Annotated in this window: 14 protein-coding genes; 2 read left to right on the top strand and 12 right to left on the bottom strand. The window is 64.1% G+C overall.

Going from position 1 to position 21,026, the window contains the following annotated elements; all coding sequences use genetic code 11:
• Positions 1–251 precede the first annotated feature (251 nt).
• On the top strand, positions 252–989 hold the full coding sequence (locus TO66_RS29220) for an ABC transporter substrate-binding protein (RefSeq protein ID WP_044465511.1): 738 nt from the start codon (positions 252–254) through the stop codon (positions 987–989).
• A gap of 27 nt (positions 990–1,016) precedes the next feature.
• Here TO66_RS29220 and yccS read toward each other — a convergent pair whose 3' ends face one another.
• The 9 genes from yccS to betI form a co-directional block, all read right to left on the bottom strand.
• Positions 1,017–3,209, bottom strand: a complete 2,193-nt coding sequence (yccS, locus tag TO66_RS29215; RefSeq protein ID WP_044465510.1) for a YccS family putative transporter — start codon at positions 3,207–3,209, stop codon at positions 1,017–1,019.
• 235 nt (positions 3,210–3,444) lie between these two features.
• Entirely contained in the window at positions 3,445–4,623 is a 1,179-nt protein-coding gene (locus TO66_RS29210; protein WP_044465509.1) for an NAD(P)/FAD-dependent oxidoreductase, read from the bottom strand.
• 124 nt (positions 4,624–4,747) lie between these two features.
• Complete coding sequence (gene dbpA / locus TO66_RS29205; protein WP_230010201.1) at positions 4,748–6,085, bottom strand: ATP-dependent RNA helicase DbpA; 1,338 nt, start codon at positions 6,083–6,085, stop codon at positions 4,748–4,750.
• A gap of 277 nt (positions 6,086–6,362) precedes the next feature.
• A complete protein-coding gene (mdtD, locus tag TO66_RS29200) occupies positions 6,363–7,790 on the bottom strand; it encodes a multidrug transporter subunit MdtD (protein WP_044465507.1) in 1,428 nt (475 codons plus the stop codon).
• A 217-nt stretch (positions 7,791–8,007) separates the two neighbouring features.
• Positions 8,008–9,345, bottom strand: coding sequence for a TldD/PmbA family protein (locus tag TO66_RS29195; protein ID WP_044465506.1), 1,338 nt, complete (start codon positions 9,343–9,345; stop codon positions 8,008–8,010).
• Positions 9,345–10,787, bottom strand: a complete 1,443-nt coding sequence (locus TO66_RS29190; protein ID WP_044465505.1) for a TldD/PmbA family protein — start codon at positions 10,785–10,787, stop codon at positions 9,345–9,347. Before TO66_RS29190 ends, TO66_RS29195 begins: the two co-directional genes overlap by 1 nt.
• Positions 10,788–11,066: 279 nt before the next feature.
• Positions 11,067–12,770 carry a choline dehydrogenase gene (gene betA, locus TO66_RS29185; RefSeq protein WP_044465504.1) on the bottom strand — a complete coding sequence of 568 codons (1,704 nt, stop codon included), beginning with the start codon at positions 12,768–12,770 and terminating at the stop codon, positions 11,067–11,069.
• A 163-nt stretch (positions 12,771–12,933) separates the two neighbouring features.
• Positions 12,934–14,406, bottom strand: coding sequence for a betaine-aldehyde dehydrogenase (betB, locus tag TO66_RS29180; protein ID WP_044465503.1), 1,473 nt, complete (start codon positions 14,404–14,406; stop codon positions 12,934–12,936).
• Between the two features lie 128 nt (positions 14,407–14,534).
• Positions 14,535–15,143 carry a transcriptional regulator BetI gene (gene betI / locus TO66_RS29175; protein ID WP_044465502.1) on the bottom strand — a complete coding sequence of 203 codons (609 nt, stop codon included), beginning with the start codon at positions 15,141–15,143 and terminating at the stop codon, positions 14,535–14,537.
• Positions 15,144–15,625: 482 nt separating this feature from the next.
• Here betI and TO66_RS29170 point away from each other — a divergent pair, with 482 nt between their 5' ends.
• On the top strand, positions 15,626–17,566 hold the full coding sequence (locus TO66_RS29170; protein WP_409077204.1) for a BCCT family transporter: 1,941 nt from the start codon (positions 15,626–15,628) through the stop codon (positions 17,564–17,566).
• 235 nt (positions 17,567–17,801) lie between these two features.
• Here TO66_RS29170 and choV read toward each other — a convergent pair whose 3' ends face one another.
• From choV to TO66_RS29155, 3 genes are all read right to left on the bottom strand, one after another.
• Positions 17,802–18,980, bottom strand: coding sequence for a choline ABC transporter ATP-binding protein (choV, locus tag TO66_RS29165; protein ID WP_044465500.1), 1,179 nt, complete (start codon positions 18,978–18,980; stop codon positions 17,802–17,804).
• Positions 18,977–19,822 carry a choline ABC transporter permease subunit gene (gene choW, locus TO66_RS29160; RefSeq protein ID WP_044465499.1) on the bottom strand — a complete coding sequence of 282 codons (846 nt, stop codon included), beginning with the start codon at positions 19,820–19,822 and terminating at the stop codon, positions 18,977–18,979. The genes choV and choW overlap by 4 nt, the downstream gene beginning before the upstream one ends.
• Positions 19,823–19,888: 66 nt before the next feature.
• Positions 19,889–20,836: a choline ABC transporter substrate-binding protein gene (locus tag TO66_RS29155; protein WP_044465498.1), complete on the bottom strand. Its 948-nt coding sequence runs from the start codon at positions 20,834–20,836 to the stop codon at positions 19,889–19,891.
• Positions 20,837–21,026: the final 190 nt, after the last annotated feature.

Below are 21,026 nucleotides of genomic sequence, written 5' to 3'. Positions count from 1 at the left end.
TCGGCAGATGTTAAGTGCCTGGCCGGAACTTGTCTTGCCTGCACTCGAGTCGCGTTTCTGTGAGGTAGGTCAAAATGCCATCATTGCGATGATTCATCGCTGTCTTCTTTGTGTAATCTGCGGGAGAGCGCTGTGCAGTGGCTCCCATGAGCTACTGTTAGGACCTGGGTCGTGGCCGTCCACCGGCCGTCGATCCGCGAGTTTGGGCAAAAAAACACGCAGGGCTTTCCGCCCGCTAAGGATCTTTTAGCATGCCGCGACTGCATCGAGCTTTTGCTTTGATCGGATTGCTGTTGCTGGGCCAGAGCGCTTATGCGGAAAAATTGCGATTGGTAGCCGATATCTGGCCGCCTTTCACGGATGCGACGCTGGTCAATGGCGGGCTGGCCACCGATATCGTCAGCACCGCCCTGGCGCGGGCCGGCTATGCCAGCGAGTTCGAGCAGGTGCCGTGGGCACGCGCGCTGCTGGGCGTCGGCGAAGGGCGTTACGACGTACTGGTGAATGCCTGGTTCAACGAGGAACGCACCCGGCTCGGGCAGTTCTCCGCGGAGTACCTGGTCAACCGGGTGCGCTTCCTGCGGCGCAAGGACATGCCCATCGAATACAGCAACCTCCAGCAGTTGCACCAGTACCCCATCGCGGTGGTGCGCGGTTATGCCTATGCCCCCGATTTCGACGGTGACCCGGACCTGCAGAAAGTCCCGGTGCACAACTTCGCGATGGCGGTACGCATGCTCGCGGCCGACCGGGTCAAGCTGACCCTGGAGGACGAATACGTCGCCCGCTATTACCTGGCGCGGGAGTCGCCGCGGGTGCGCAATGCCGTGGAGTTCGTGCCCAATTCCCTGAGCGAAAACGGCCTGCACATCCTGGTCAGCCTGAAGAACCCCGAGCATGCGCAGATCGTGGCGAAGTTCGACCAGGCGATCGAGGCCATGAAGGCCGACGGCAGCTACGACCGCCTGTTGCGCCAGCACGGGATGTGAGCCGCACCGCGGGCGGCGGCCGGGCCTTCAGACCGCCTGCGTTTCGCCGGCGTCCTTGATCAGGTGCGCCGCCAGGGTCCGCAACGGCCCCAGCTGGCGGCAGATCAGCGCGAGCTGGGTCTGCACCAGGCGCTGGCCTTCGTCGATCTCGTCCGGCATCTGTTCCAGCTCGTTGGCCAGCGCTTCCTCGGCATCGCTCTGGATGGCCACCGGCTGCTTGCTCGCCAGCCCCTGGGCGATTTCGTCGATGCTGTTGGCCAGGCTGACGCCCGCGCCGTCGATCAGCTGTTCGCGGACTTCCGCCGGCAGTTGGGTTTCCCGGTGCGCGCCCAGGCCGGAGAGGTAGCTGAGCAGGGTGTGCGACAGCACCAGGAAACGGAAGCCGACATCCGCTTCCTTACGGAAATGCCCGGGCTCCATCAGCATGTTGGCCAGGGTGGTGGACAGCGCCGCGTCGGCGTTGTGGGCGTTGCGTCGGGCCAGGCGGTAAGCCAGGTCGTCGCTCTTGCCGGCCGCGTACTGCTGCATGATCTGCCGCAGGTAGATGCTGTTGCAGGTCAGGGTATTGGCCAGCACCTTGTTCAGGCGCCGGCCCTGCCAGTCCGGCAGGAACAGGAACACCGCCAGGCCGGCGATCAGGCTGCCCAGCAGGGTATCGAACAGGCGCGGCAGCAACAGCCCGTAGCCGTCGCCCACCTGGTTGAAGCAGAACAGCACCATGATGGTGATGGCGGCCGTGGCCAGGGTGTAGCGGGTGGTGCGGTTGGTGAAGAACACCACCCCGGCGGCGATGGCGAACAGCGACTGCACCAGCGGGCTGGGGAACAGGTCGAACAGCGCCCACGCGACCACCAGGCCGATGGCGGTGCCGATGATCCGCTGGCCCAGCTTGCGCCGCGTGGCGCCGTAGTTCGGCTGGCAGACGAACAGGGTGGTGAGGATGATCCAGTACCCCTGGGACGGGTGGATCAAATGCACCATGGCGTAGCCGACGGTGAGCGCCAGGGGCAGGCGCAGGGCGTGGCGGAACAGCAGCGAGGTCGGCGTCAGCTGGGTGCGCAGGCGGCTCCAGACGTCCTTGAGGTTGCGCGGCGAACGGTCCAGCAGGCTGCTGTCGGTGGCGTCGGCCAGGGCGTCGGGATTGCTGGCGTCGCTGAGCAGGCGGTCGAGGGTGCCCAGGTTGGCGGCCAGCGCCCGCAGGGAACGCAGCAGCCCGCGCCAGGCCGGGTTGCTCTGGATGCGCAGGTGTTCCAGGGAGGCGTGCAGGTCGCTCAGGGCCTCGGCGAAGCTGGCGTCGTAGACGAACGGCTGGCGCAGCTGGATGGATTCGCCCAGGGCGCGGCAGGCCTTGCCTTGCTGGCGCAGCAGGCGCTGGCAGCGGAACAGCACGTCGCTGTGGAAGAACGCATCGGTCAGGGCGTTGTAGGGGTAGTGGGAGGAGCTGGCGCGCTCGTGGATGTCCTGGGCGAGGAAATACAGCTTCAGGTAGCGGCTGACTTTCGAGCCTGGCCGGCCGTTGCCGACCCGGTGCAGGATGATCTCCTTCGCGGTATTGAGCGCCGCCACCACCTTGCCATTTTGCTGGGCCAGTTCCAGGCGTCGGGCTTCCACGTCCAGCTGGCGGATCGGCTCGAACAGCGACGACTTGAGCTTGAGGTAATAGCCCAGTTCGCGGAACAGGCGCGCCAGGCTCTGCTGCACCGGCTGGTTGGAAAACATCGCCTGCCAGAGCACCGACAGCAGGCCGTACCAGGCGGCGCCGGCTACCAGCAGCAGCGGTTCGTGCCAGAAATTGGTCACCGCGCCGCCGCGCTGGTCCACGCCGATCATGGTGTAGACCGAGAGGATCAGGGTCGCCGAGGCAATCGCCCCGTAACGTTCGCCCAGCGCGCCGAGCATGGTCAGGCCAAAGCTGGCCAGGGCCAGGGCGCCGACGAAGATCCAGGGGTAGGGGAACAGCAGTTCGACGGAGAGGGCGGCGACGCTGAAGCACACCAGGGTCACCGCCAGGGCGTTGATCCGGCCCTGCCAGCTGTCGTCGGTCTCGGCCAGGGCGCTGGCGATGATCCCCAGGAACAGCGGGATCAGCAGGGTCATTTCGTCCTGGTACCAGCACAGCGCCATGCTGCCGGTCAGGGCGATGAATACCCGCACGCTGTAGCTGAATTTATCCAGCGCCCAGAGGCGCCGCAGGGACTGGCGAAAGGTGGTCGATGACATGAAGAGGGAAGGCCTTCCGGGGCGATGCCGCTAAATTGAGCCAGTATTGACGACCGCGCAATGGGGTCGTCACATCCGCCAGCAAATTCTGTTCCTTGATGACAGAGGGCGGCTCACGAATCTGTAGGAGCGAGCTTGCTCGCGAAGGTCGTCAACGATAACGCGGAGCGTCTGATACCCGCGGCGTTCTTGGCTCCATCGCGAGCAAGCTCGCTCCTACAGGTATGGATCTGCCTCAGACGTACTGCGCGGCCGCGTAGCCGGAAGCCCAGGCCCACTGGAAATTGAAGCCGCCCAGGTGGCCGCTGACGTCCAGCACTTCGCCGATGAAATACAGCCCCGGGCTCTTCAGCGATTCCATGGTCTTGGACGACACCTCGCGGGTGTCGACGCCGCCCAGGGTCACCTCGGCGGTGCGATAGCCCTCGGTGCCGGCGGGCACCAGTTGCCAGCTGGCCAGCTTGCTGGCGATCTCCGCCAGCTCGGCGTGGGTGTACTGCTTCATCGGCTTGGAAACGAACCAGCTGTCGGCCAGCAGGCCCGCCATCTTCTTGGTGAAGATTTCCCCAAGCAGGGTTTTCAGCTCGCTGTTGGGGCGCTCGGCCTGCTGCTGTTGCAGCCAGTGCGGCACGTCGTGGTCCGGCAGCAGGTTGATCTCGACTGTGTCGCCGGGCTGCCAGTACGAGGAAATCTGCAGGATCGCCGGGCCGCTCAGGCCGCGGTGGGTGAACAGGATGTTCTCGCGAAAACTCATGTCGTTGCAGCTCACCAGGCAATCCACCGAGGTGCCGGACAACTCGCCGCACAGCTCCTTGAGCTGGTCGGTGATGGTGAACGGCACCAGCCCGGCGCGGGTCGGCAACAGTTCATGGCCGAACTGCCTGGCCACCTGGTAGCCGAAGCCGGTGGCGCCCAGGGTCGGGATCGACAGGCCGCCGGTGGCGATCACCAGCGACTCGCAGCGGAGCTGGCCGAGGGTGGTCTCCAGCAGGTAGCCGGCGTCGAGCTTCTCGATCTGCTGGATCGAGGTATCCAGGTGCAGTTGCACGCCGACCTGCTCGCACTCGTCGAGCAGCATGCCGAGGATGTCGCTGGACTTGTTGTCGCAGAACAGCTGGCCGAGCTTCTTCTCGTGGTACGGCACGCCGTGCTTGGCCACCAGGCCGATGAAGTCCCACTGGGTGTAGCGGGCCAGCGCCGACTTGCAGAAGTGCGGGTTCTGCGAGAGGAAGTTGCCGGGCTCGGTGTACATGTTGGTGAAGTTGCAGCGCCCGCCGCCGGACATGAGGATCTTCTTGCCGGCCTTGTTGGCGTGGTCCAGCAGCATGACCTGGCGGCCACGGCCGGCCGCGGTCAGCGCGCACATCAAACCTGCGGCGCCAGCGCCAATGATCACGACTTCGGTAGAGCGCAAAACGATGTCCTCACACGATATTTGTTAGGAGCGAGCTTGCTCGCGATGACGGCATCAGCTTCAGCCTCGATGTCGGCTGTTCGGACGCTATCGCGGGCAAGCCTCGCTCCTACAAGGGGGGGTATTACAGGATACGCACGCGCAGCGAGCGACCCTTGATCTTGCCGCTGTTCAGGCGTTGCAGGGCCTGCTTGGCGATGCCGCGTTCGACGGCGACGTAGGCCTGGAAGTCGAAGATCGCGATCTTGCCGACCTGGGTCCCGGGAATGCCGGCCTCGCCGGTCAGGGCGCCGAGGATGTCGCCCGGGCGCACTTTGTCCTTGCGCCCGGCGGCGATGCACAGGGTGCTCATGGCCGGCAGCAGCGGGCCGCCGCCCTGGGGTTTCAGGCTGTCGATCTGTTCCCAGTTCAACGGCGCTTTCTGCAACTGCTCGATGGCCTGGGCGCGGTGCGCTTCGGACGGCGCCACCAGGCTGATGGCCAGGCCTTTCTCGCCGGCGCGGCCGGTTCGGCCGACGCGGTGGATGTGGATTTCCGAATCCCGCGCCAGCTCGACGTTGATCACCATGTCCAGGGCATCGATGTCCAGGCCGCGGGCAGCCACGTCGGTGGCCACCAGCACCGAGGTGCTGCGGTTGGCGAACATCGCCAGCACCTGGTCGCGGTCGCGCTGTTCCAGGTCGCCGTGCAGGCCCACGGCGGACATGCCCTTGGCGGTCAGGCGGTCGACGGTTTCCTGGACCTGCTGCTTGGTGAAGCAGAAGGCCACGCAGGATTGCGGGCGGAAGTGGTTGAGGACCTTGACCACCGCGTCGATGCGTTCTTCCGGCGAAATCTCGTAGAAGCGCTGCTCGATCTCGCTGTCGGCGTGCAGGGCCTCGGCTTTCACCTGCTGCGGGTTACGCATGAACTTCGAGGCCAACTGCTTGATGCCCACCGGGTAGGTGGCGGAGAACAGCAGGGTCTGCCGGCGCTCGGGGGTGTAGGCGATGATTTCTTCGATCGGGTCGTAGAAGCCCATGTCGAGCATGCGGTCGGCTTCGTCGAGAACCAGGGTGTTGAGGCCGTCGAGTTTCAGCGAGCCCTTGCGCAGGTGCTGGGACAGGCGGCCCGGGGTGCCGACGATGATGTGCGCGCCATGTTCCAGCGAGGCGATCTGCGGGCCGAAGGACACGCCGCCGCACAGGGTCAGGACCTTGATATTGTCTTCGGCGCGGGCCAGGCGGCGGATTTCCTTGGCCACCTGGTCGGCCAGCTCGCGGGTCGGGCAGATCACCAGCGCCTGGCAGCCGAAGTAGCGCGGGTTGATCGGGTTCAGCAGGCCGATGCCGAACGCGGCAGTCTTGCCGCTGCCGGTCTTGGCCTGGGCGATCAGGTCCATCCCCTTGAGAATCACCGGCAGGCTTTGCGCCTGGACCGGCGTCATCTGGGCGTAACCGAGTGAGTCGAGGTTAGCCAGCATGGCGGCGGACAGCGGCAAAGTATTAAAAGCGGTGGCGATGGTGGTCACGGGACGGGCCTGCAAAACAAAATGTCGCGCAGTGTATCAGTCCCGCTGCCCCTGCCTGCAATTTCTGGACGAAAAGTAGCCAGAAAGCTCACGTCCCCATGCCCCACCCCAATGCACCACCCCCATGTAGGAGCGAAGCTTGCTCGCGATAGCGATTCGCCAGTCGACATCTGCATTGACTGACCGGGCGCTATCGCGAGCAAGCTTCGCTCCTACAGGCGTTGTGAGGTCAATGCTCGATATGTTCCTGGACCTTTTGCGTCCTCCGGCCGTCCCTGGGCGACAGCTGGAGGAAGATCGCCGCCGCCAGCATGGCCATGATGCCCACCGTGAGGAAGGTCAGCTGGAAGGCGCCGAGCACGGTGCTCACCCCATCGTTGCCGACCTCGGCGGTAAAGCCGCCGAGCAGCGCGCCGGCGCAGGCCACCCCGAGGCTCAGGGACAGTTGCGCGACCACCGACAGCAGGCCGTTGCCGCTGCTGGCGGCAGCGTCGTCGAGGTCGATCAGGGTCACGGTGTTCATCGCCGTGAACTGCAACGAGTTGATCGCCCCCAGCACCGCCAGCATGCCCAGCAGCAGCGGGTAGGGCGTCTGTTCGGTGACCAGGCCCATGCTGGCGAGCATGATGCCCAGGGCCAGGGTGTTGCCGGTGAGGACGATGCGGTAGCCCAGGCGTTCGATCAGCGGACGGGCGATGGATTTGGCGACCATCGCCGCGGCGGCCAGCGGCAGCATGCTCATCCCGGCCTGGGACGGCGAATAGCCGAGGGCGACTTGCAGCAGCAAGGGCACCAGGAACGGCAGGGCACCGCTGCCGAGCCGGGCGAACAGATTGCCCAGGATGCCCACGGCGAAGGTCCGCACCTTGAACAGCGAGGGCGCGAACAGCGGGTTGTCGATGTGTCCGGCCCGCAGCCAGTAGGCCGCCAGGCACGCCAGGCCGCCGAACAGCAGCAACATCACCCGCAGGTGCGGCAGGTGCAATTCGCCCAGGCCCTCCATGGCGATGGTGATCAGCACCATCGCCGCGCCGAACAGCAAAAAGCCCAGGCCGTCGAAACGCGTGCGCTCGCTGCCGCGCAGGTCGGGAATGAAGCGCCACACGGCGTAGCAGCCGATGAGGCCCACCGGCAGGTTGATCAGGAAGATCCAGTGCCAGGTCAGGTACTGCACCATCCAGCCGCCCATGGTCGGCCCGATCAGCGGGCCGAGCAGCCCGGGAATGGTGATGAAGCCCATGATCCGCACCAGTTCCGAGCGGGGATAGGCGCGCAATACCACCAGCCGGCCGACGGGCAGCATCAGCGCGCCGCCCAGGCCCTGGATCACCCGGGCGCCGACCAGCAGGCTCAGGGAGTTGGACAGCGCGCAGAGCAAGGAGCCGATGCTGAACAGCAGGATGGCGCCGAAGAAGATCTTGCGGGTGCCGAAGCGATCGGCGATCCAGCCCGAAGCCGGGATCAGCAGCGCCACGGTGAGCATGTAGGCGATGACCACGCCCTGCATGCGCAATGGGTCTTCCGCCAGGTCGCGGGCCATGGCCGGCAGGGCGGTATTGAGGATGGTCCCGTCGAGGGACTGCATGAAAAAGGCGATGGCCACCACCCAGGGCAGCCAGCGGGCGGTGTGGGCATCAAGCTCGGCACGGTTGGGCATGGGATCTCTTTCTCGTTATGAACGCTTGCCTCTACAACATCATCTCGGGCGATCCGGATCGCAGCCCGCTCCTACGAAATGGCATTTGTAGGAGCGAACGGGCGGCGATCCGACTTGCTCGCGATGGCGGCGTGACATTCAGCATCGATGTCGAAGACGAACCGCCATCGCGGGCAAGCCTCGCTCCTACAGAAGCGCGAGGTGTCGGCGACAGCGGTTACAAGGTCAGCGTCAGCCGGCTCACCAGCGCTCCCGGCAGGTGTGCCGAGGCCGTCTGGCGCTGGCTGTAGGTGCTGGCCGAAAGCAACAGCTCACGCTCGCGGGTCAGGCCTTCCAGGTGCGAACCCAGCAGGCTGTAGACGCTGTCATCGAAACGCATGGTGCTGACCGGGGCCTGGATCTCGCCGTTCTCCACCCAGAAGGTAGCGAAGCGGGTCATGCCGGTGAGGCGCGCCGCCGGCTGGTCCGAATAGTTCAGGTACCACAGGTTGTTGATGTACAGGCCAGTGCCCAGTTGCTTGAGGATGTCCTGCTGCGACAACTGTCCGGCAGCCATGTTCAACGCGCTGGGGTATTCGCCGCTGCCGGCACCATTGGCGGCCAGGTCGTATTCGGCGGCGCTGCGCGAATTGACCAACTGTTCGCGGGCGACGCCCTCGGCGATCAGCGACAGGTCGCTGCGCGGGTAGCCTTCATCGGAAAAGGCCGGGCTCAACGAACCGCTGACCTGCTCGTCCAGCGATACCAGCGGGCTCAGGCGGGCATCGCCGGCGTAGAGCTTCTGCAGCGGGCTGTGCTTGCTGGCGATGGACTGCGCGGAAAAACCGCCCCAGCTGAGCATGCCCATGATCTCTTCCAGGGCCGCCGGCGCCAGGTAGGCGCGATACTGCCCGGGCGCCAGGGTGCGCAGCGGCCGGCCGAGAAACGCCAGTTGCTCGCGGGCCTGTCGGAAGCGCTGGGCGAAGCCCTGGCTGCTCCATTGGTGCCCGGCGTAGCTGGCCTTGACCGCCTGGCCGTTCTCGTGGAACAGGCTGAAGTCGAAGTTGAAGCTGTTGGCCTGGTGCCAGCCGAAGGCCCCCGAGGAACTGGCGAACCCCCGGCTGATCGGACCCGCCGCGTAGAACCCCACCAGGTCCAGCCCGGCCGCGGCCTGGGCGATTTCGGTTACCACCTGTTCGCTGCCGGGCAGCGGGTGCTCTTGCACGTCATGGGTGTTCCAGGCGTCGGGGTTGAGCAGCAGGTACGGGTCGCGGGGCAACAGCGGCAGGGTCTCGCGCAACTGTTGCAGGCCATCGGCCAGGCGCTGGATATCGACCTGCGGATCGCCGGCGAGGGTGATGTCGAGGTCGGCGTGGCGTCCGTCGTCGATCAGCTTGAAGCCGAGGCTGGCCTGTTGCACGTGCCCGGCCTGGCGTACCTGGGCGTGGTTGAAGCGGATGAACTGCGAGGACTCGGCGGCATAGCGCAGGGTGAACTGCTCGGGCCCGCGCACGGCGTCGCGCAGCCATTGCACCAGGGCCTTGAACTGCTCGGCCTGATTCATGGACGTACTCATCAGGCGTCTCCTCCAAATACATCGACATTGCTGAAAACACAGGCCGGCGAGGCATGGCCCACGCGGATCACCTGGTTCGGTTCGCCCTTGCCGCAGTTCGGCGTGCCCAGGACCTTGAAGGTGCTGGCGTCGCCGACGGCGCTGAGGCTCTTCCAGAACTGCGCGGAAATCGCCCGGTAGTTCGGGTTCTTCACCACGCCCTTGAGTTCGCCGTTCTCGATCAACTGGCCCCATTCGCAGCCGAACTGGAACTTGTTGCGCGCGTCGTCGATGGACCAGGAACGGTTGGTGGACATCAGGATGCCGCGCTCGATGCCGCCGATCAGCTGCTCCAGCGGCTGGTCGCCGGGCTCGATATTGAGGTTGGCCATGCGGTCGATGGGTGGGCGGTTCCAGCCGCAGGCGCGGCTGTTGGCCACGCCGTCGAGGCCGGCGCGAAATTGCGAGAGCGCGCCACCCAGCGGGCGCAGCAGCAGGCCCTGCTTGATCAGGAACTGCTTGCTGGCGGCCGTGCCGTCGTCGTCATGGCCGTAGCTGGCCAGTTGCTCGGGAATGTCCGGGTCGAAGGTCACGTTGAGCAGGCTGGAGCCGTACTGCAGGTGGCCGAAGTCGCTGGCCTTCACGAAGCTGGTGCCGGCGTAGTTGCGCTCGTCGCCGAGGATGCGGTCCAGCTCCAGCGGGTGGCCGATGGATTCGTGGATCTGCAGCATCATCTGGTCCGGCATCAGCAGCAGGTCGCGTGGGCCTTGCGGCGTGTTGGGCGCCAGCAGCAGTTGCAGGGCCTGGTCGGCCACCTGGGGCCCGGCGCCGACCAGCCCGCAGCGGCCGATCACGTCGATGCCGCCCTGCTGGCCGAAGTTTTCGCGGCCCAGGCTGCGGGTCTGGCTGTCCTGGCCGTCGTAGGCGGTGACATCCAGGCCCGGATAGACGAAACGCTGGGCCTGGCGCAACTCGGCGCCGGCGCTGTTGAGGTAGATCTGCTCGACATGGGTGAGGCCGATGCTGACCTGCCAGTTCACCAGCCGTTCGTCCTTGGGCACCGCCGCGGATTCGTCGCCCAGCAACTGGTAGCAATCGCTCAGGGTGGCAAAGGGCTGCTCGAGGTTGGGCGAGAAATAGTCGGCGCGCTCGCTCGATACCGGCTGTTCGCGCAGGTCGAGCAGGGCATGGGCGGCAATCAGCCGGGCTTGCTGCTCGGCCCGTTGCAGCGCGGCCTGCAGGCCCTGTTGCGACAGGTCGTTGGTGGCGGCATAGGCCTCGACGCCATTGACCCGCACGGTCAGCATCGCGCCTTCGTCGCGGCTCAGGCTCGGTGGTTCGGCCACGTTCTTGCGCACCGACAGGTACTGGCCGGACTCGCGCACGTAGCGCAGGGAAAAGAATTCGGCGCCCGTGCGCAAGGCAGCGAAACGCTGCTTGAGCTGGGGGTGGAAATCGAACATGCGAGGAACCTCCATGTGAACAGCGTAGCTTTGCAGGCTTTATCGCGAGCAAGCCGGCTCCGGATAAGCGCGGGCTTGCTCGCGATAAAGCCCGGAGGGCTTTGATGCAAGCCAGGAACGAAGCGAAAGAAATGGTTGCCGCAGAGCATTGGCAGGCGCCTAGATTAGGCCTGGGCGGCGGGCGGTATCAAGCGCGGATGGGGAGGGGAGTGTAGGAAAGATGTAGCCTTGGCCCGGACAGTAAAACGGCGCCGATCGTTGCGATCGGCGCCGTCCGGTTTACTGCGCGGTAGCGCTCACTTCACGCACGGGCTTGCCACGTACCGGGGCGTCGCCCGCCACGTAGTAAGGCGCCTTGCTGCGCGGCAGCGGCTGGCGGCCACGGATCTTGTCGGCGATTTTCTCGGCGATCATGATCGTCGGCGCGTTCAGGTTGCCGGTGGTGATGATCGGCATGATCGATGCGTCGACCACTCGCAGGCCCTGCATGCCATGCACACGGCCCTGGCCATCGACCACCGCCATGTCGTCGGTGCCCATCTTGCACGAGCAGGATGGGTGGAACGCGGTTTCGGCGTGCTCGCGGATGAACTTGTCCAGCTGCTCGTCAGTTTGCACCTCGATGCCCGGGCTGATTTCGCGGCCGCGGTACGGGTCCAGTGCCGGTTGCTGCATGATTTCCCGGGTCAGGCGGATGCCGTCGCGGAATTCCTGCCAGTCCTGCTCGGTGGCCATGTAGTTGAAGAGGATGCTCGGGTAGTCCCGTGGGTTCTTCGACTTCAGTTGCACGCGGCCGCGGCTAGGGGAGCGCATGGAACCCATGTGCGCCTGGAAACCGTGTTCCTGCACGCCGTTGCTGCCGTTGTAGTTAATCGCCACCGGCAGGAAGTGGTACTGGATGTTCGGCCACTCGAATTCCGGACGGGTGCGGATGAAACCGCCGGCTTCGAACTGGTTGCTGGCGCCGATGCCGGTGCCGTTGAACAGCCACTCGGCGCCAATGGCCGGCTGGTTGTACCAGAGCAGCGACGGGTACAGCGAGATGGGCTGGGTGCAGGCGTACTGCAGGTAGAGCTCGAGGTGGTCCTGCAGGTTTTCGCCGACGCCCGGCAGGTCGTGGACCACCGGGATGTCCAGGCTTTCCAGCAGGGCGCGCGGGCCGACGCCGGAACGTTGCAGCAGTTGTGGCGAACCGATCGCGCCGCTGCACACCAGCACTTCCTTGCGGGCGCGGGCTTCGACGCGTTCTTCGGCGGAGCCGACCAGGTAACGCACGCCCACCGCACGCTTGCCTTCGAACAGGATCTTGTCGGTCAGGGCGTGGGTGACGATGCTCAGGGTCGAGCGCTTTTTCGCCACGTCCAGGTAGCCGCGGGCGGTACTGGCGCGACGGCCTTTAGGCGTCACGGTACGGTCCATCGGGCCGAAACCTTCCTGCTGGTAGCCGTTGAGGTCTTCGGTGCGCGGGTAACCGGCCTGCACACCGGCTTCGACCATGGCGTGGAACAGCGGGTTGTTGCCGGCTTTCGGGGTGGTCACGCTGACCGGGCCTTCGCCGCCGTGGTAGTCGTTCGGGCCGATATCACGGGTTTCCGCCTTGCGGAAGTAGGGAAGGCAGTCCAGGTAGGTCCAGTCTTCCAGGCCCGGCAGTTTTGCCCAGCCGTCGTAGTCCATGGCGTTGCCGCGGATGTAGCACATGCCGTTGATCAGCGAGGAGCCGCCCAGGCCCTTGCCGCGACCGCATTCCATCCGGCGGCCGTCCATGTGCGGCTCGGGATCGGTTTCGTAGGCCCAGTTGTAGCGCCGGCCCTGCAGCGGGAACGCCAGGGCTGCCGGCATCTGCGTGCGGAAGTCGAAACGGTAGTCGGGGCCGCCCGCTTCGAGCAGCAGCACGGTGACGCCTTCGTCTTCGGTCAGACGGGTCGCCAGGGTGTTACCGGCGGAGCCGGCACCGATGATGATGTAATCGTATTCTTGGGACATTGAATGCACCCTCTTTGAAGTTGGTCAGGTCTGGCCATTGCGAGTGCTGCGCACTCGATCGCGGGCGAGGACTGGGCGTCCCCCCTGCTCCTACCGATTGCATTGCCTGTAGGAATGAGGCTTGCCCGCGAATGACGGCCTCGCGGGCGAAGCGAATGTCGCCTTAGAACACCGAGGCGTAGTCGCCCAGCTCGACCTGTACCGATTTGATGCGGGTGAAGTTGTTCAGCGAGCTGATGCCGTTCTCACGACCGACACCCGACTGCTTGTAGCCGCCCACTGGCATCTTGGCGTCGGATTCGCCCCAGGCGTTGATCCAGCAGATACCGGCTTCGAGCTGATGAATGATGCGGTGTGCGCGGTTCAGGTCGCGGGTCACCACACCGGCGGCCAGGCCGAAGTCGGTGTCGTTGGCGCGACGGATCACTTCTGCTTCGGTTTCGTAGGTCAGGATGCTCATCACCGGGCCGAAGATTTCTTCGCGGACGATGGTCATCTCGTCGGTGCAGTCGGTGAACACGGTCGGCGCCACGAAAGCACCCTTGGCGAATGTGCCGTCGGTCAGGCGTTCGCCGCCGCACAGCAGGCGAGCGCCTTCTTCCTTGCCCTTGGCGATGTAGCCCAGCACGTTCTCCATGTGGGCGAAGCTGACCAGCGGGCCGAAGTTGGTGTTTTCGTCTTCCGGATTGCCGACGCGGATGCGCGCTACGCGCTCGACGATCTTGGCTTCGAAAGCGGCTTTCAGGTGGCTTGGTACGAACACGCGGGTGCCGTTGGTGCAGACCTGGCCGGAGCTGTAGAAGTTGGCCATCATCGCGGTGTCGGCGGCGCGATCCAGGTCGGCGTCGTCGCAGATAATCAGTGGCGACTTGCCGCCCAGTTCCATGGTCACGTCCTTGAGCGAAGAGCTGGAAGCGCTGGCCATGACTTTCTTGCCGGTGTCGGTGCCGCCGGTGAAGGAGACTTTCTCGATGCGCGGGTGCTCGGTCAGCCAGGTGCCGACTTCACGGCCGCTGCCGGTCAGGACGTTGAACACGCCAGCCGGAACGCCGGCTTCGGTGTAGATCTCGGCCAGTTTCAGGGTGGTCAGCGAGGTGACTTCGCTTGGCTTGAAGATCATCGCGTTGCCGGCCGCCAGGGCTGGCGCGGATTTCCACAGGGCGATCTGGATCGGGTAGTTCCACGCGCCGATACCGGCGACCACGCCCAGCGGCTCGCGACGGGTGTAGACGAACGAGGTGGTGCGCAGCGGGATCTGCTCGCCTTCGATGGCCGGTACCAGGCCTGCGTAGTATTCCAGCACGTCGGCGCCGGTGACGATGTCGACATACTTGGTTTCGGAGTAGGCCTTGCCGGTGTCCAGGGTTTCCAGGGCAGCCAGTTCGTCGTTGCGCTCACGGAGGATTTCCACGGCGCGGCGCAGGATGCGCGAACGCTCCATGGCGGTCATGGCGGCCCAGATCTTCTGGCCTTTCTCGGCGCTGACGACGGCGCGTTCGACGTCTTCCTTGGTCGCACGTTGCACTTGCGCGAGAACTTCACCGTTGGCCGGGTTGATGGCGTCGAAGGTGGCGTCGCTGCCGGCGTCGGTGTAGCCGCCGTCAATGTAGAGTTTTTGCAATTCGAAACGGGCCATAAAGTCCTCGCAAGTGCTTGAGTGTGGCGGGTCGATAACGACGGCGGGCCAAGTGCCAGGCATGCATGACGCTGTCCTGGAGCCTGTGCTCGCTACGTTTTCAGCCACGTAGTTATTAAGGTTGCTGGCTACGCATTCGTGCCGGGGCGCTCCTGCTTAGCCAGTTGTAGATCCATGTATTCGTAAGCAATCCGTATCGCCTGGTCGGTGTCGAATGCGTCACCCGACAGGGCGCCACGCAGCCACAGGCCATCGATCAACGCCGCCAGGCCGCGGGCTGCCTTGCGCGCATGGTAGAGCGGCAGGACGCGGCGGAATTGGCAACACAGGTTGGAATACAAGCGGTGGTCGTTGATCCGCTGCAACCTGTGCAAATCGGGCTGGTGCATGCTGGAAGCCCAGAAGGCCAACCAGGTTTTCATTGCCGGGCCGTTCACCTGGCTGGCATCGAAGTTGCCCTCGATGATCACTTTCAGGTGAGCCCGCGGGCTGTCGTCCGTCAGGGCCTGGCGGCGTGCTCTGACGCCTTCGTTGAGCATGCTCATGATGTAACCCATCGTCGCTGCGATCAGGCCGTTCTTGTCCTGAAAGTAGTGACTGATGATGCCGTTCGAGACACCGGCCAAACGGGCGATCAGCGCAATGCTGGCGTCCCCCATCCCGACCTGATCGACCGCCTGCAACGTGGCTTCGATCAACTGCTGGCGGCGTATGGGTTGCATACCGACCTTGGGCATCTTGCACATCTCCTTAGGCCTGCGGGCAGTCGCAAAACGGCTACCGGCGTGAGGGCCAGTCTATTTTGTTTTGATTGAACGTTCAATCAACAAAGAATAAGATCTGCGACAAATCGTCGCTGCTGCCAGGTCCTTCCTGCTTGTAGATGGCGGAAAAGCGACCTCCGAAAAAGCCTGAAACCCAAGCGGGGCATGGCGTGAACCAACGAGGACGGACGTGTTGAATGGGCAAGACGCTTAAGGCCAGGTGACGAACTGCACGTTTGCACAGGGCCTTCAACGCTGGTTCTCAACGCAGTTGCCGCAGGTTCGGGCTTTTTTCGGGGTGTCTTTATATCACCCGTCGGTCGGCTGCCAACTAACCGATTGGTCGGGTGCCGTGTTGCCTTGTGTTCTTCTCTCGCACTGCCTGGAGCATCTGTGCCATGAGTTCTGCCTCGCTTATAAAGACCCCACCGGAAAAGGTGCGGGTCAACGGTTGGGTGTTCTACACCTCGACCGCGTTGATCCTGTTGCTGACCGCCATTCTGATCATCGCCCCGCAAGAGGCCGGCAGACTGCTCGGAATTGCCCAGGCCTGGTTGTCCCGCAGTTTCGGCTGGTACTACATGGTGGTGATCGCCGCCTACCTGGTATTCGTCGTCGGCCTGGCGTTTTCCTCCTACGGCAAGCTCAAGCTGGGGGCCAAGCAGGACACCCCGGACTTCAGCTACGGCGCCTGGGCCGGCATGCTGTTTTCGTCCGGTATCGGTATTTCGCTGCTGTACTTCGGCGCTTCCGAACCCCTGGACCACTACTTCAACCCGCCTGAAGGCGTGCCGGGCAGCAACCTGGCCGCCCGCCAGGCACTGCAACTGACGTTCCTGCACTGGGGCCTGCACGGCTGGGCGATCTACGCCCTGGTCGGCCTGGCCGTGGCCTATTTCGCCTACCGCCACAACCAGCCGCTGGCGCTGCGTTCGGCGCTGTACCCGCTGGTGGGCGAGCGCTGGGTCAAGGGCGCGGCCGGCCATGCGGTGGACGGTTTCGGCATGTTCGTGACCCTGCTGGGCCTGGTGACCAACCTGGGCATCGGCTCGATGCAGGTGTCTTCCGGCCTGGAAAACCTGTTCGGCATGGAGCACAGCAACACCAACCTGCTGATCGTGATCATCGTCATGAGCACCGTGGCGACCATCGCCGCGGTATCCGGCGTGGAAAACGGCATCCGCCGCCTGTCCAACCTGAACATCGTGCTGTTCAGCGGCCTGCTGATCTTCGTGCTGCTCTTCGGTCCGACCCTGCACCTGCTCAACGGTTTCGTGCAAAACGTCGGCGACTACCTCAACGGCGTGGTGCTCAAGACCTTCGACCTCTACGTGTATGAAGGCGACAGCGCCAAGTCCGACCGCTGGCTGGGCCTGTGGACCCTGTTCTACTGGGCCTGGTGGATTTCCTGGGCGCCATTCGTAGGCATGTTCATCGCGCGTATTTCCCGTGGCCGTACCGTGCGCGAACTGGTGGCGGGCGTGCTGCTGATCCCGCTGGGCTTCACCCTGGCCTGGCTGTCGGTGTTCGGCAACTCGGCGCTGGACCTGGTGATGAACCATGGCGCGGTGGAGTTGGGCAAGACGGCGCTGGAGCAGCCGTCCATGGCGATCTACCAGCTGCTGGACCATTACCCGGCGTCGAAGGTCGTCATCGGTGTATCGATCTTCGTCGGTTTCGTGCTGTTCCTGACCCCGGCCGACTCCGGCGCGGTGATGATGGCCAACCTGTCCTGCAAGGGCGGCAATGTCGACGAAGACGCGCCGCACTGGCTGCGGATCTTCTGGTCGGTGGTGATCACCCTGGTGACCATCGGCCTGCTGTTCGCCGGTAACTTCGAAGCCATGCAGACCATGGTGGTGCTGGCCGGCCTGCCGTTCTCGGTGGTGCTGGTGTGCTTCATGTTCGGCCTGCACAAGGCCATGCGCCAGGACACGCAAGTCGAGCAGGAGCAGGCGGAACTGGCGGCCCGTGGCCGTCGCGGTTTCAGCGAACGCCTGACCCAGCTGGACCTGCAACCGACCCAGGCGGTGGTCCAGCGCTTCATGGACAAGCATGTGACGCCGGCACTGGAAGAGGCCGCGAGCCAGTTGCGCGCCCAGGGCCTGGACGTGCAGACGCTGCTCGGCAAATCCAAGCGCTGCATGGGCGTGCGGATCGAGATGGAAGAGGGCAACCCTTTTGTCTATGAAGTGAGCCTGGACGGCTACCTGGCCGCGCCGAGCGAATCGACCGAAGTGCCGGAAGAGCGGGCGCGCTACTACCGCGCCGAGGTTTACCTGCACAACGGCAGCCAGGAATACGACCTGATGGGCTTCACCCAGGAGCAGATCACCCGTGACGTGCTCGATCAGTTCGAAAGCCATCGGCAGCTCCTTGGCCGGGTTTACAGCTAAGACGTTAAACAGGCGGGCGGTGTAGCACTGTTACACCGCGTCGCCTGCATCGCGGGCAAGTCGGATCGCCGCCCGCTCGCTCCTACAGAAGCACGCTTCGTCTGTAGGAGCGAGGCTTGCCCGCGAAGCTCTTTGTGGCTCACCACAACATCCGCTCCTGCAACAGGTGCATCTTTTCCCGCTCAAGCAAAAACGCCGCGACCCAGGTCGCGGCGTTGTTGTTTCTGCCTGGCGGTCAGCCCAGGTTCTTGCCGAGCAGCGCGTGGTAGAGCTCGCTGTCGCCGAGGATCCCCACCACCTTGTTGTTGTCGTGCAGCACCAGCTTGTTGCCGGTCTGGTAGCGGATCTGCAGCGCGTCGCGCATGCCGATGTTGGAGTCCACCAGGGTCGGCTTGCGGCCCAGGCCTTCCACCGCCTGGCCCGGCACCCAGTTCTGCAGGTCGAGGCTGGCGCCGTTCTGGCGGGCGCCCTTGATGGTGTTGCCTTCGGCCAGGTCGAGCCAGGAGTCGCCACCCGGGTCCAGGCAGACCGAACCGTTGATGCGCTTGCAGTTGTCCAGGCTGCGCATCAGGCTGCGGCCGCAGAGCACATTGAGCGGGTTGGTGTGGGCGACGAAGGTGCGCACATAGTCGTCCGCCGGGTTCAGCACGATCTCTTCCGGCTTGCTGTACTGGATGATCCGGCCGTCTTTCATGATCGCGATGCGGCTACCGAGTTTCAGCGCCTCGTCGAGGTCGTGGCTGACGAACACGATGGTCTTGCTCAGCTTGCGTTGCAGTTCCAGCAACTCGTCCTGCAGGCCCTGGCGGATCAGCGGGTCGAGGGCCGAGAAGGGTTCGTCCATCAGCAGGATGTCGGCGTCCATCGCCAGGGCGCGGGCCAGGCCGACCCGTTGCTGCATGCCGCCGGACAGTTCGTCGGGCTTCTTGTTGCGCCACTGGGTCAGGCCCACCAGTTCGAGTTTCTCGTCCACCAGCTTGCGCCGTTCCTTCTCCGGCCGGCCCTGCATTTCCAGGCCGAAGCTGATGTTCTCGCGCACCGTCAGCCAGGGCATCAGGGCGAACTTCTGGAACACCATGGCGATGCGCTTGGTGCGCATCATTTTCAGTTCCGCCGGGGAGCAGGAGGCGATGTCCACCTGCTTGCCGTCATGTTCGACGAACAGCTTGCCGCGGCTGACGGTGTTGAGGCCGTTGATACAGCGCAGCAGGCTCGACTTGCCCGAGCCGGAAAGGCCCATCAGCACGCAGATCTCGCCTTTCTCGATGTCCAGGCTGGCCTTTTCCACACCGACGATCTGGCCGGTCTTTTTCAGGATCTCGTTGCGGGTCATGCCCTGGTCCAGCAGCTTGAGCGCCTCGCGAGGGTCCTTGGAGAAGATAACGTCGACGTTATCGAAGCGGATTATGCTCATGCGTCACCCCCTACCTTGGCTTCGGGTTGTTTGCAGATACGGTCGAGCATGATCGCCAGCAGTACGATGGCCAGGCCCGCCTCGAAGCCCAGGGCGATGTCGGCGGTGTTCAGTGCGTTGACCACGGGTTTGCCCAGGCCGTCGGCGCCCACCAGGGCCGCGATTACCACCATCGACAGCGACAGCATGATGCACTGGGTGATGCCGGCGGCGATGCTCGGCATGGCGTGGGGCAGCTCGATACGCGACAGCAGTTGACGGCGCGAGCAGCCGAAGGCCTTGCCGGCGTCCATCAACTCTTGTGGTACATCGCGGATGCCCAGGTAAGTCAGGCGGATTGGCGCGGCGATCGCGAACACCACCGTGGAGATCAGGCCGGGCACCACACCCAGGCCGAACAGGGTCAGGGTAGGAATGAGGTAGACGAAGGTCGGTACGGTCTGCATCAGGTCCAGTACCGGACGCATCATGGTGTAGAACATCGGCTTGTGCGCGGCGACGATGCCCAGCGGCACGCCGATGACCACGCAGACCAGGGTGGCGAACAGCACCTGGGCCAGGGTTTCCATGGTTTCCTGCCAGTAACCCAGGTTGAGGATCAGCAGGAAGGAAGCGATCACGAAGGCCGTCAGGCCCCATTTGCGTTGGATGATGTGCGCGAGCAAGGCAATCAGGCCGATCAAGGCCAGCGGGTTGAACCAGGTCAGCGCAAACGTCACGCCGTGGATCATCGTTTCCAGGGTCGATGCGATCGCATCGAATGTGCTGGCGCCGTGTTGCGTCAACCATTCGACGAAGGCAGCGATGTACTGGCCTAAAGGGATTTTCTGATCAATGAGCATGGTAATGAACGTCCGCATGCAAGGAATAAACAGCCCGGGCGGGCGAGCCCGCCCGGCATATAACGATTACTGCGCAAGCTTGGCTTTCACGGCTTCCAGGCCAGGTTTTCCGTCAATGGTGGTTACGCCAGCGAGCCAGGTATCGAGGACACCGGGGTTTTTCTGCAGCCAGGCCTTGGCGGCGGCCTCGGGTTTCATCTTGTCGTCCAGGACATTGCCCATCAGGGTGCTTTCCATGTTCAGGGTGAACGACAGATTCTTCAGCAACTGACCGACGTTGCTGCATTCCTCGGCGTAGCCCTTGCGGGTGTTGGTGTAGATGGTCGCCTGGCCGTAGTTGGGGCCGAAGAATTCATCGCCGCCGGTCAGGTACTTCATCTTGAAGCGGGTGTTCATCGGGTGCGGTTCCCACCCCAGGAACACCACCGCGGTGTTGCGCCGTTGCGCGCGCTCGACCTGGGACAGCATGCCCGCCTCGCTGGATTCGACCACCTTGAAGCCGGCGTCCTTCAGGCCGAAGGCGTTCTTGTCGATCATGCTCTGGATCATGCGGTTGCCGTCGTTACCCGGCTCGATGCCGTAGATCTTGCCGTCCAGTTCCTTCTTGAACTTGGCGATGTCGGCGAAATCCTTCAGGCCCTTGTTGTACAGCTCTTCAGGGACGGCCAGGGTGTACTTGGCGTTCTCCAGGTTGGCGCGGATGGTGGCCACGGTGCCGGCATCGCGATAGGGCTTGATGTCGTTTTCCATGGTCGGCATCCAGTTGCCGAGGAACACGTCCATGTTCTTGCCATCGGCCAGGGACTTGTAGGTCACCGGCACGGAAATCATCGTGGTCTTGGTCTTGTAGCCCAGCGCGTCGAGGATGACGCTGGTGGTCGCGGTGGTGACGGTGATATCGGTCCAGCCGACATCGGAGAAGTTTACGGTACTGCATTGCGCCGGTTCTGCGGCGTGCGCCAGAAACGGCAGACTCAGCATGGCGGCCAACAACAACGACGGGGAACCTTTCATGGGGTGGACTCCTGGGTGTTTTCTGGCGGCGTGTCTGACCGCACTTATAAGTATTGCGGTTGGGGCGTGTGGAACAGCTCTGCCACAGTGCCTTGCAATCGAGTCGAGACTGATCATGTACCAGTGAAAATCTGACGCCTACAGGGTGCGTCGTATCCAGTACAGGCAGGGTCGCATCCAGTGTCGGTGA

It is taken from the genome of Pseudomonas sp. MRSN 12121 (assembly GCF_000931465.1).
Classification (GTDB): Bacteria; Pseudomonadota; Gammaproteobacteria; order Pseudomonadales; family Pseudomonadaceae; genus Aquipseudomonas.
This window is presented reverse-complemented; position numbering and strand designations above follow the sequence as displayed.

What these genes read in the sequence shown, in the direction of transcription:
- yccS (WP_044465510.1), bottom strand. Translation starts at nt 3,209, where the DNA reads ATGTCATCGACCACCTTTCGCCAGTCCCTGCGGCGCCTCTGGGCGCTG.
- betA (WP_044465504.1), bottom strand. Translation starts at nt 12,770, where the DNA reads ATGTCCCAAGAATACGATTACATCATCATCGGTGCCGGCTCCGCCGGT.
- TO66_RS29155 (WP_044465498.1), bottom strand. Translation starts at nt 20,836, where the DNA reads ATGAAAGGTTCCCCGTCGTTGTTGTTGGCCGCCATGCTGAGTCTGCCG.
- choW (WP_044465499.1), bottom strand. Translation starts at nt 19,822, where the DNA reads ATGCTCATTGATCAGAAAATCCCTTTAGGCCAGTACATCGCTGCCTTC.
- dbpA (WP_230010201.1), bottom strand. Translation starts at nt 6,085, where the DNA reads ATGCTGGCTAACCTCGACTCACTCGGTTACGCCCAGATGACGCCGGTC.
- TO66_RS29220 (WP_044465511.1), top strand. Translation starts at nt 252, where the DNA reads ATGCCGCGACTGCATCGAGCTTTTGCTTTGATCGGATTGCTGTTGCTG.
- mdtD (WP_044465507.1), bottom strand. Translation starts at nt 7,790, where the DNA reads ATGCCCAACCGTGCCGAGCTTGATGCCCACACCGCCCGCTGGCTGCCC.
- betB (WP_044465503.1), bottom strand. Translation starts at nt 14,406, where the DNA reads ATGGCCCGTTTCGAATTGCAAAAACTCTACATTGACGGCGGCTACACC.
- TO66_RS29195 (WP_044465506.1), bottom strand. Translation starts at nt 9,345, where the DNA reads ATGAGTACGTCCATGAATCAGGCCGAGCAGTTCAAGGCCCTGGTGCAA.
- TO66_RS29190 (WP_044465505.1), bottom strand. Translation starts at nt 10,787, where the DNA reads ATGTTCGATTTCCACCCCCAGCTCAAGCAGCGTTTCGCTGCCTTGCGC.
- betI (WP_044465502.1), bottom strand. Translation starts at nt 15,143, where the DNA reads ATGCCCAAGGTCGGTATGCAACCCATACGCCGCCAGCAGTTGATCGAA.
- choV (WP_044465500.1), bottom strand. Translation starts at nt 18,980, where the DNA reads ATGAGCATAATCCGCTTCGATAACGTCGACGTTATCTTCTCCAAGGAC.